At 35.0% G+C, this 10,748-nt stretch carries 7 protein-coding genes and 1 rRNA gene; 2 read left to right on the plus strand and 6 right to left on the minus strand.

Annotated features, from left to right (window positions below; all coding sequences use genetic code 11):
• The first annotated feature begins 174 nt into the window (after nucleotides 1-174).
• Both CRS_RS22400 and CRS_RS22405 read left to right on the plus strand, forming a co-directional pair.
• Entirely contained in the window at nucleotides 175-3,315 is a 3,141-nt protein-coding gene (locus tag CRS_RS22400) for an exodeoxyribonuclease V subunit beta (protein ID WP_142726172.1), read from the plus strand.
• A 123-nt stretch (nucleotides 3,316-3,438) separates the two neighbouring features.
• Nucleotides 3,439-3,663 (plus strand): hypothetical protein, encoded by a 225-nt coding sequence (locus CRS_RS22405; protein WP_142726173.1) that lies wholly within the window; start codon nucleotides 3,439-3,441, stop codon nucleotides 3,661-3,663.
• Between the two features lie 109 nt (nucleotides 3,664-3,772).
• On the opposite strand, the gene CRS_RS22410 is transcribed toward CRS_RS22405, so the two are convergent.
• The 6 genes from CRS_RS22410 to rrf form a co-directional block, all read right to left on the minus strand.
• A complete protein-coding gene (locus CRS_RS22410) occupies nucleotides 3,773-4,282 on the minus strand; it encodes a ferritin (RefSeq protein ID WP_002981834.1) in 510 nt (169 codons plus the stop codon).
• A gap of 127 nt (nucleotides 4,283-4,409) precedes the next feature.
• Nucleotides 4,410-4,859 (minus strand): hypothetical protein, encoded by a 450-nt coding sequence (locus tag CRS_RS22415; protein ID WP_142726174.1) that lies wholly within the window; start codon nucleotides 4,857-4,859, stop codon nucleotides 4,410-4,412.
• A gap of 178 nt (nucleotides 4,860-5,037) precedes the next feature.
• Entirely contained in the window at nucleotides 5,038-6,051 is a 1,014-nt protein-coding gene (locus CRS_RS22420; RefSeq protein WP_142726175.1) for a hypothetical protein, read from the minus strand.
• Nucleotides 6,052-6,190: 139 nt separating this feature from the next.
• Complete coding sequence (locus CRS_RS22425) at nucleotides 6,191-8,842, minus strand: 4-alpha-glucanotransferase (protein ID WP_142726176.1); 2,652 nt, start codon at nucleotides 8,840-8,842, stop codon at nucleotides 6,191-6,193.
• A gap of 126 nt (nucleotides 8,843-8,968) precedes the next feature.
• Nucleotides 8,969-10,135 carry a T9SS type A sorting domain-containing protein gene (locus tag CRS_RS22430; RefSeq protein ID WP_142726177.1) on the minus strand — a complete coding sequence of 389 codons (1,167 nt, stop codon included), beginning with the start codon at nucleotides 10,133-10,135 and terminating at the stop codon, nucleotides 8,969-8,971.
• A 518-nt stretch (nucleotides 10,136-10,653) separates the two neighbouring features.
• Nucleotides 10,654-10,748, minus strand: a 5S ribosomal RNA gene (gene rrf, locus CRS_RS22435); the annotation flags it as partial.

Here is a 10,748-nt window from a genome sequence, read left to right on the forward strand (position 1 = left end):
TTTTATAAAGCAAAGCTAAAATTATTTTTAATTTATACCATAAGTTTAACCACAGTTAACGTGTTTTAATATTTCTTTTTGATTTTTGCCTTATGAACTGTTAAATAGCTAAATCAAATTGTTAAAGTTTATTTTAAATTTTAGCTAACTTGCAGTCTCAATTCTCTTTCAACAATGCAAAATTCTTACACAGTCATCAATGCTTCTGCCGGATCCGGGAAAACGTATGCCCTGGTACAAAGGCTTTTGATGATCTGCCTCCGATATCCTAATCAGCAGCAATCGATCAGGAATATCCTTGCACTGACCTTTACTAATAAGGCGGCCAACGAAATGAAGGAAAGAATTTTATCCTGGCTGGGAAATTTTTCAGCTAAAAATTATGCTGAAAATCCGGATCTGAAAAATATCCAGAAGGCGTTTGAAGAACAGGGCTTAAAAATTACAATTGACGATCTTCACCTACGTTCTAAAAAATTACTGGATTACGTTCTCCACAATTATTCCACACTGAATATAGGGACAATTGACCGCTTTAATTCAAGACTGGTAAGAAGTTTTTCTTACGAGCTGGGGCTGGCCAAAAATTTTAATCTCGAAATTGAAGCTGAACCTTTTTTGATAGAAGCTGTGGATAAAATGCTGGATCAGATTGGTGAAAATGAAAAGATTTCCCATTCTTTCATGGATTATGTAGATTACAGTCTTGAAAATAATGAAAGAATCAATCTTAACAAAAACCTTTATGATTCAGCAAAAGAATTTGTGAAGGATATTCATTATGAACATTTGAAAAGTAATAAAAGCTTTGATGACACCAATTACGAAAATATAAAAAATGCACTCCGTAAAGAGATTGTGCTGAACAAAAAACAGTCTGCAGAACTTGCTCTAAGCTCTATAGAGTTATTCAAATCAAGAAATATAGAGATTGAAGATTTTGCCCAGGGTAAAAACGGAATCGGAGGTTTCTTTACCAAAGTCATTGATTTTTATCAGCAGAAACGAACCGCCTTCCCTTTTCCTACTACTTTGGAAGAATCTGTGATCAACAATTACAGAAAAGGAGCATCATCAAAATCAAAGCATAAGGAATCTGAGATTTTTGAAATTCTTGATCAGCTGCTGGAAAACAGAATGAAACTTATCCTGCTGTATATTGAAACTCAAAAGAAAGAGAAAGTTTTATCTGCACTTCTTCCCTTAAAGGTAAATAAGGATATTCAGGACGAGCTTCAAAAAATTGAAGAGGAAAATGACCTGGTTCTTCTTTCCAAGTTTAATATTCTGATTAATGAAAATCTTAAAAATGAACCATCTGCGTTTATTTATGAAAAAGTAGGTTCACAGTTTCAGCATTATTTTTTTGATGAATTTCAGGATACTTCAGAGCTTCAGTGGCAGAATTTTGTCCCGCTGAGAGATCACAGTGTTTCCACAGAACATACCTCTTTTACATTGGTGGGTGATCCCAAGCAGAGTATTTACCGCTTCCGTGGTGGTGAAAGCAAGCTTATGCTTGACATTATCAACAAAAAAGAGTTTTCACCTAAAGAAGCAGATCTTCTTGTACTGAAAGATAACTGGAGAAGCGCCAGGAATATTGTACAGTTCAATAATGAGCTCTACCGTTTTCATTCTGAAGGGCTGCTGGAAGAACATAAGAATATCTTCGGGGCAGATGCTGAACAAAGCCCCAAGTCAAAGATTGATGGACGCGTAAAGGTAAATCTGATCGAAAATCTTACAAATGAAGAGTTTTATACTGACACTTCTGAAAGCATGCAGAAAGATATTCAGGAATGCCTGGATAACGGTTTCAAATTCTCTGATATTACGATTCTTTGCCGCGGAAATTTTGATATTTTCAGCTACTCCCAGAAACTCGGAGGTTTAAAAGTTAACTATAAAGGAGAAGAAACTAATATCAAAACAATCTCGGATAAAGGCCTTACCCTGGAACTTTCCAATACTTTAAAAGCTGTCATTGAATTTTTGCGATGGGAAATCAATCCTAAAAATAAGCCTTGCCTGATCATGATGATGTATCATCTGAATACACTGGGAAAAATCCATATGCCGGATTTTACTTTGGAAATGAAAGAAATTCTGGACATTGAAAGCCATGAAGAAATACTTGAGTTCATTCAGCAGAAGTATTCGCTCCAGCTTAAACAGGACAATTTTCCGAGATTTAACCTGTATAATTTCATTGAATACTACATCAATGAATTTTCTGTTGAAAACAAAGAGACTGATTTCTTATTGAACTTCCTGGAAATGCTTTTCAATTTTACACAGAATGCCGGTGCCAGTACCAAAGAGTTTTTGAAATACTGGGATGAAGAGGCATCTTCATACACCATTCAGGCTTCGGAAAATATTGATGCTATCCAGATCATGACGATTCACAAATCTAAAGGACTGGAGTTTCCTATTGTTTTTATTCCAATGATGAACAAAAACCGGGACAGCGAATTTACCAACTGGTTTGACACGAATGAAAATGATGCCCTGAAATCAGTAAACATTAACCAGTTCAGTAAAAATCTTGAAGCTTACGATGATGAGATTCTTTTTTTTAACAGTAAAAATGCTTATAAAAATCTGATTGACAGATTATGTCTGCAGTACGTTGCGACGACAAGACCTGTTGAGCAGTTATTTTTCTATCTTCAGAAACCAAATAAGACATCAAATAACCTCGAGCTTCTGGATTTCCTCCAGACAAAAAACCAGGAACAGGCAGATGAGTTTGATCTGTATCCTGTACATCCGGAAATGCTGAAGAAACATTCCAAGGATAAAAGCTCCTCTTTTAAAACTCAGAATATTCAGAACCTGAAGAATGTTAATGAAAAAAGCACATCCATCAGAATTGCTACACCATCCAAGAATTATCAGGTACGCAATGAGAAGGTAAGAATCGGGCTTTTTGTCCATGAGCTTTTATCAAAGATCAATACTGAAAAGGATATAACCAAGGTATTGGAAGGATATGCTTTGGAAGGACAGATTACGCTGGAGGAAAAAAAAGAAATACAGTACACATTGCAGGAAATCGTCAATACGTATGCAGAATATTTTGATGAAAAATGGGAAGTAATCAACGAAAAAGATATTATGATCTCTGAAAATGGAGAAAGTCATATATTCAGGCCAGACCGTATTTTAAAGGGAAATGAAGGATATATTATTGTTGATTTTAAAACCGGAGAACCAAAGGCAAAGGATGAAGCACAGGTGGAAGGTTACAAGAATATACTTGAGCGACTGGGTAAAAAGGTTATAAAGACACAGATTATTTATCTATAAATGCTTAGCCAAAAAGGTTATGATAATTCTTGTAAAAAATACACCAAAATAAAAAAGGTTTTATTATTTTTATTAAGCATGAATTAAATATAGTTTTTGATTATATTTTGAACACAACTGACCATGAAAATATATCTAATTTCCTTCGCAATAAGTTTGATCGTAATGTCTATTTCTACGGTGATCACTTTTAATATTATGGATTGCTTAGATCCTCCGGTTACAGAAGATGGACATCCATATATGCCTACAGAAAACCTTGTGAAATCTTTATTTTTAAGTTTTGTATTAGGAGCATTTGTTTTTATTACTGCCATTAAAATCCAGAGACAGAATCTCCAAAAATAATTCTTACTGATAGTTTACCAATTCAGGCTTCTGATGATTACTGATTATGATAAAATAAAAACCGCTACTCTTTTTGGATAGCGGCTTTATATTTGAAAAGCTTTTCATCTTAAGCAGTTGTATCAGGAGTGAATACTCTCTGAGACAATTCCTGATCAAAAAGGTACAATGCTGATGGATTATCGCAGACCATTTTAATTTTTGTAACATACTGAGAAGCACTGGCCTCTTCCTCTACCTGTTCGTTGATAAACCACTGCAGGAAGGATGTAGTTGCAAAATCTCCTTCTTCGTTAGCATTCTTTACAATATTGAAAATACTTTTAGTTACAATTTTCTCATGTGCCAATGCTTTTTCAAAAATATCAGTTGCATTTTCGAACTCATGTGGAGGTTTTGGAATTTCTCCAATGATAATTTCCCCGCCTACATCATTCAAATAATCAAACATCTTGTCTGCATGCATCAATTCTTCTTTGCTCTGTACTCTGAAATAATTGGCAATTCCATCAAGATCTTTTCCTGAAAACCAAGCAGACATTGAAAGATAATATTGAGCGGCATATTGTTCGTGGGCTATTTGTTCGTTAATTAATTTTGCAATTTTTTCGCTAACCATAAGTATTAAATTTACAGTCAAAAATAGGGAATAAAAGCCCGAAATCAAAAGTTTTAAATAAAATTAATGCAAAAAGGATGGAAAAACATCCATCCTTAACACATTAAAAAACTAAAATTACAAACTGTTATTTTACTTCAGCAGTTCCTGTATTCATAGGCTTTTTCATCATTCTTCTTTCTTTCATTGCCATTTTCATTTTCTCTGCTTTTGCTTTTCTGTCAGCCTGCCATTTATCATATTGATCAGGAGTAAGGATTTTTTTCATATCAGCATCCATTTGTGTTCTTTTGGCCTGCATCTCCTGCATCTTAGCCTGTCTGTCCATTTTATTTTTTTCAAACTCTGCCTTCATTTCCGCTTTTCTTTTATCCTGAAGCACCTTTATCTGAGCTACCTGAGAAGCATTAAGATTAAGGTCCTTTTGCATCTGATCTAAATGCTCCTGTTGTTTTTGCTCCATTCTCTGCTTCATTTCAGCTGCTCTTGCCTGCCTGTCCTGTGGAGTTATAGTTTGTTGTGCCATGGCAAAACTTCCCATTCCGATAAATGCTATTGCTAAAACTAATTTTTTCATCTTTTTAAAATTTAATTAATTGTTATATATCTTTTTGATTACGAATTAAAACACAAGTTAAATTAACAAATTCATAAATAATGTTAAATTTTAACAAAAATAAAACAACGCAACAACAAAAAAAAGGACAGATTATAAAAACCTGCCCTTCACACCACTTAAATATAATATATGAAAATTAATTCCTTACTAAACTGCCTCTAAAGCCGCCACCGCCACCACGGTTTTCTTGTCTTGGGGCAGAGTTTTCAGATCTTTGTCTGAAGCCTCCTCCATTATTTCCTCTGAAGCCGCCATTATCTTCTCTTTTAGGAGCTTCTCTCCTTACTTCACTGTTTCCTCTGAAACCACCTCCATTGCTGTTTCTGAAGCCACCGTTATCAGAATTTCCTCTGAAGCCTCCTCCATTACTGTTTCTGAAACCGCCATTATTCTCAGCATTGTTTCTATTTCCTCCATTATCAGAATTTCCTCTGAAGCCTCCTCCATTGCTATTTCTGAAGCCGCTGTTATTGTTGTCACGGAAGCTGCCGGAATTTCCATTGGTTCTGGTATTCCTGAAACCGTTATCTGCTCTGTTGTCTCTTCTGATAATATCAAAGGTAGGATTATCCATTCTGCGGAATCTTGATCTGTCTACCCTGTAAATATTGATATTGACATTTCTATATCTTGGCATTACAGCATATCTTGGTACGTAATACGTTCTTCTATAGTTCTGGAAATATACAATCGGACTGTAGCCTCTGTAATAGTTATTCTGGAAAACAACAAATACTCTTGGCCCTAATATCCTTTCTAATGCATAAAACCTGTCATAATACCATCTGTCCGGATTGTATCGGTAGAAATTATTCCAAACGCTAAAACTTGCGTATAGATTATTAAGTCTTATGATCTGGTCTACCTGCCAGCGGTTTAGTCTGTTCTGTACAAAAAATCCGTTCCAGTCAATATTAATGATACTATTTCTATAATCGTTATAATAACTTTGATAATAATCACTTGGATAATAATCCTGAGGATAATTGTAGTAATAATCGTCAGGGAAATAATTCCTGTCATCTTCATCGCTGTAATAGCCTCCATCATTCTGATAATAACCATCATCTCCCCAACCATTGTTCGGATATTGCTGAGCTGACGTCAAAACGCCCAGCCCAAAAGCTAATCCCAAAAATATTTTTTTCATCTCTATAGTCGTTAATTGGTTAATATATAGCAGAATATCTTAATTCTATTTCTTTGATACAAATAAAAAAAAGAAGTTAAATCCTAAGATCAAACTTCTTTTAAAATATTATTAACTAACTGATAATCAATTGTTAAATTTACATTCTTCCGCTATCTTTTACCCAATGAGCAATTTTTTTATTGAAAGATTTCCTTTCTTTCAGATCTTCCAGTTTTAAATGCATTCTGTAACGCCAGTAATGGGGGAAAACCGCAGGGTTATTAATTCTTTCATTATCAATTTTAGGATTTGTAAGTTCTGCATCTGTAGCCAGGAACTCCTGGATCGGGAAAATGGCAAGCATCGCCTCATTATACAGATGCTGCTTCATCATAATTTCTGCAAGATAAGGAGTCAGGTCTTCGGGAGCTTTTCCATACTGTATCAGCTGTTCATTATAATATCTTTGTGTAAGTATCCGATCTTCTTTCCACCATTGTCTTAAGGTTGAGCTGTCATGGGAAGAAGCTGTCACCACGTTCATATAATTGGCGTACTTAGGATTATAGAAAGGGATATTTTCGGCAGGCATTCTTTGTACTTTAAGAGCTATAATGGCCAATTCATCCATTACAACAGGTACACAGGCAGGAACCATTCCCAGGTCTTCACCACAGATCAGCATTTTAGTAGCATTCAGAATAACCGGCAGTTTTTCCATAGCTTTTTCATACCACAAATGATCTTGTCTTCTGAAGAAGTAATCATGGTACAAATCATAAATGCTTTTCTGTTCAGATTCCGGAAGATATTTATAAGATTCCGTGTTATATACATTGAACCTTGGATGATAAACCGTTTTTCCATTTCTTTCCTCTGGTAAGAACAAAACATTGGCACATAGAGAAATCAGTTTTTCTTCCAGTGGTCCATATGATTTTTTCTTAAAGAAATTCACCAGCTTTCTCTGGGTATCAAATTCTTCTTTAAAATTATAAGTGCTATCTTCATTACGGATCATCAACTCAAGGGCTTTTTCACTTTCTTCCCCAAAATAATCCCACAGGATCTGATTATTGATGAAAGGCTTGCAATACCTGTCGAAACTGAATGGAATCTGCCAGGCCTTAAATTCATCTGCAACGATAGGAACAGCTGGATAAAAATATCCCAAAATCCCTTGTACAGCAGAAATCGGCATTCTCCATATTCTGAAGAAACCTAAAATATGATCGATTCTCATGGCATCAAAATATTGCTCCAATGCTTTGAACCTGTTTTTCCACCATCTGTAGTCGTCCGCTTTCATAGCTTCCCAATTGTAAGTCGGGAATTCCCAGTTTTGCCCCAGTTCTGTAAACTGATCCGGTGGTGCTCCCGCCTGAAAATCCATCCCGAATAATTCCGGTTCTGCCCATGCTTCTACGGAATATCTGTAGATACCAATAGGAAGATCTCCTTTCAACGAAACTCCCAGGTTATGGGTATAATCAACAGCATCTTTCAGCTGTACATGCAACTGATATTGCACCCATGCATGAAGCATTGAGCTATCATAATCTTTACTTTTTGTTGTAAAAAACTGAGATATCTTTCCGGCAATATATTTTTTGTGGGTTTTCCACTCGTTGAAATTGGGTGTCTTATATTTATCCCTTAAAACACAGAATGCCGAATAGGGGACCAGCCAGTATTCATTATCCTTAATGAATTTTTTGAAGTTTCTGTCCTTATAAATTTTATCTTTTTCAGCATTGAAAACAGCCGTAATATATTTCCATTTGCCTTCGATTACCTTTTCATAATCGATCAGATCCAAAGCATTTAACCGTTCTTTTTCAGAAAGATACTCATCAACTAATTCTTTCGGTAAAGAATAATCAAGTTTTTCTAATGAGATATATTGTGGATGTAAAGCATAAACAGACACTGCCGCGTATGGGTAGGAATCAGTCCAGGAATAGTTGGCTGTTGTATCATTGATCGGAAGAATCTGAATAATACCAAGATTGGTTTCTTTCGTCCAATCTGCCAGTTTTTTCAAGTCTGCAAATTCCCCGACTCCGAATCCATCTTCACTTCTCAAAGAGAATACCGGAACCGCAACCCCGGCATCATGATACATCTGATATCCTTTAAACCTGAAATAATGATTGGAAACAATCTGCAGCACGTCATTCAAAGGATTCGCCACCGTAAATCTATTTTCGCCGGTTTCTACATCTATAACCTTATTTTCTTTTGTATCGTAAATACAGTATTTAAATTGGATATATTCATTTTCAGGAATTTCAACAGACGCTTCCCACATTCCAAAATCTGTCTGCTGCAGGTGAATAACCTTGTCATAGCTCCAGTTTCCCAGAGATGCGGTATTTCCAAAAAGAACAATCCTCCAGTCCGGATTATAAATAGGGGCTTCTATTCTGAATAAGTGAGTATGTTTTTTTAAAACCGTTATTTTTTCAGGAACGAAATCATGCAGCTTGTTATAAAGAATTTTATTATTTAAATAATTTTCAGGAAAATTTTTATTATTCCATTCGTCAAAAATGATAAACTCCTTATAATTATGTGGAAAACTTAAATGATGCGGAACAAATTCTTCCCTTAAAACATTTCCTTTTTCATTTACCACCCGGTATTGATAAGAAATGGATTTTGAGAAATAGTCCACTTCGCATTTCCATAGCCCATTTTCTGCATAAAACATAGTGTGGATATGTAAGGCATTCTCATCTTCACCAAATACCAGCTGCAGGCTTTCTCCGGCCTTTACAATATATCCAACATTAAAGTATAGTTTCATCTATATTTTTTTATAAAAGTACATTTTAATATCGAAAAATAAAACTTATTAAATATCAAATAATCATTAAAAGACCTTCTCAAAATAAACTGAAAAGGTCTTTATATACTGATTTATAATATCCTGTTATTTGGTTACAAGAATCTTTTTATTAAATACTGCTTTTCCTGAGCTATTAGTAATATTAACAATATAAGCACCTGTCAGCAGTCCTTTAAGATATACTTTTTCGTCTAATGAACCCTCGTTGACAGACAAATTCTGAGTCATTACATTTTTACCTGACATATCAAATATGTTCAGTCTAACAGTACCTTTTATTTTGTTATTACCATGAACATTAATATAGTGTTCATCAACTCTTGTTGGGTAAATATCAAGATCAGCTGTAAAATTGTTTACTGTTGATGATTTATCATTCACAAAATATTTACTGGCCAAATCATAAATATGCAGCCCCTGTTCTCCCTGAAGTGGTTTAGCTTGTAATGTTGCCAGATTTACCTCATACAAAGCTCCTCCTTTTGCACTGGCTATTACAATTTTTCCCTGTGCATTGACAGCTGATCCGTTCACAGAATAGTTATCCGGAATACCTGAAATTTTACCTATGAATTGAGCCTTTAAATCTTTTGTCAGAATTTTGAAAACATTTCCTGAAGCTGCAAAAACATAGAAGTTGTTATCTGCATCAGCAATCATATCTCCTCCAAAACCAGTTTCCATAGCTGTAAATGAATTTCGTCCATTAGAAGCATCATCTTTAATGATTCCCAGATCACTCACTACATATTGCCCATCTTTTTTGCTGATTTCCAAAAACTGGGTTCCTGCATTATTCACAGCATAGACATTACCGTTATATCCTGTTGCCATTCTCGTGATATGAGAATTAATATCACATGAAGTTACTCTTGCAACACTATTTTCTACTAAAGTGATTTCTTTTGTTTTTGGATTCAAAACATAGATATTCGAAGAAAACATAGGCATATACAGCAGATTGTTATTCGAAGAATCATATGCAAGAGCGGCTAAAGTCACTGCCTGAGAGTTACTGTAAGAATTTTTGTCTTCTGCTACAACGCCTTTTCTGGCCTGTGAAAATACTTTTACTGAAGAATCTACTGTGAAAATCTTTTCACCTGAGGTTCCATTACTCGCATCAATTGCACGGAAATCATTGAAAGTAATACTTTGAGTATCTTTTCCTGTAATTGCAAAAAAATCCTGCTGAGCCTGTGCATTTACACCTAATAACAGTAAAAACAAAGGGAATAAATGTTTTTTCATATTTTATATTTTTAGATTCGTAATCATTTTGATATTACTAAGTTACATAATTTTAGAATAAAAAAATAAAAAATCCCTTATATTTGAATAAAAGCCATAATGACAAAATAGTACAAACTATACATTCTCTGTCTGGCTTAAGATTCTTATGGAATGATAAGACGGCGATTGTACAGAAATCTTTGAATAAGGAGCATTCTCCCGCTATCCATTCCTACTCCTCGCGCCAGGGCTTATTTTCCTTGCTAATCCCAGTGCTTCCACCTCCTGCTGTGGGGTAACCATTCCTATCGGGGCTAGGGGATGAATGATAATTGATGATTGATCAGTGATGAAAGATCAGTAATCGATGTATTGTTATCATTGATCAATCATCATTTATTACTCATTACTCATTGTTTCTGTTTGCTTTAGATGAGATGGAGATGTATAGGGATGGTATAAGTATAGGATTGGGATGGGTATAAAACAAAAAATCCTTTATCATGACGATAAAGGATTTTTAAAAATAAAATAAAAACTGGCGGCGGCCTACTCTCCCGCGTTAGCAGTACCATCGGCGCTGGTGGGCTTAACTTCTGTGTTCGGAATGGGAACAGGTGAGCCCCACCGC

The sequence above is a fragment of the Chryseobacterium sp. ON_d1 genome, from assembly GCF_006829085.1.
GTDB lineage: Bacteria > Bacteroidota > Bacteroidia > Flavobacteriales > Weeksellaceae > Chryseobacterium.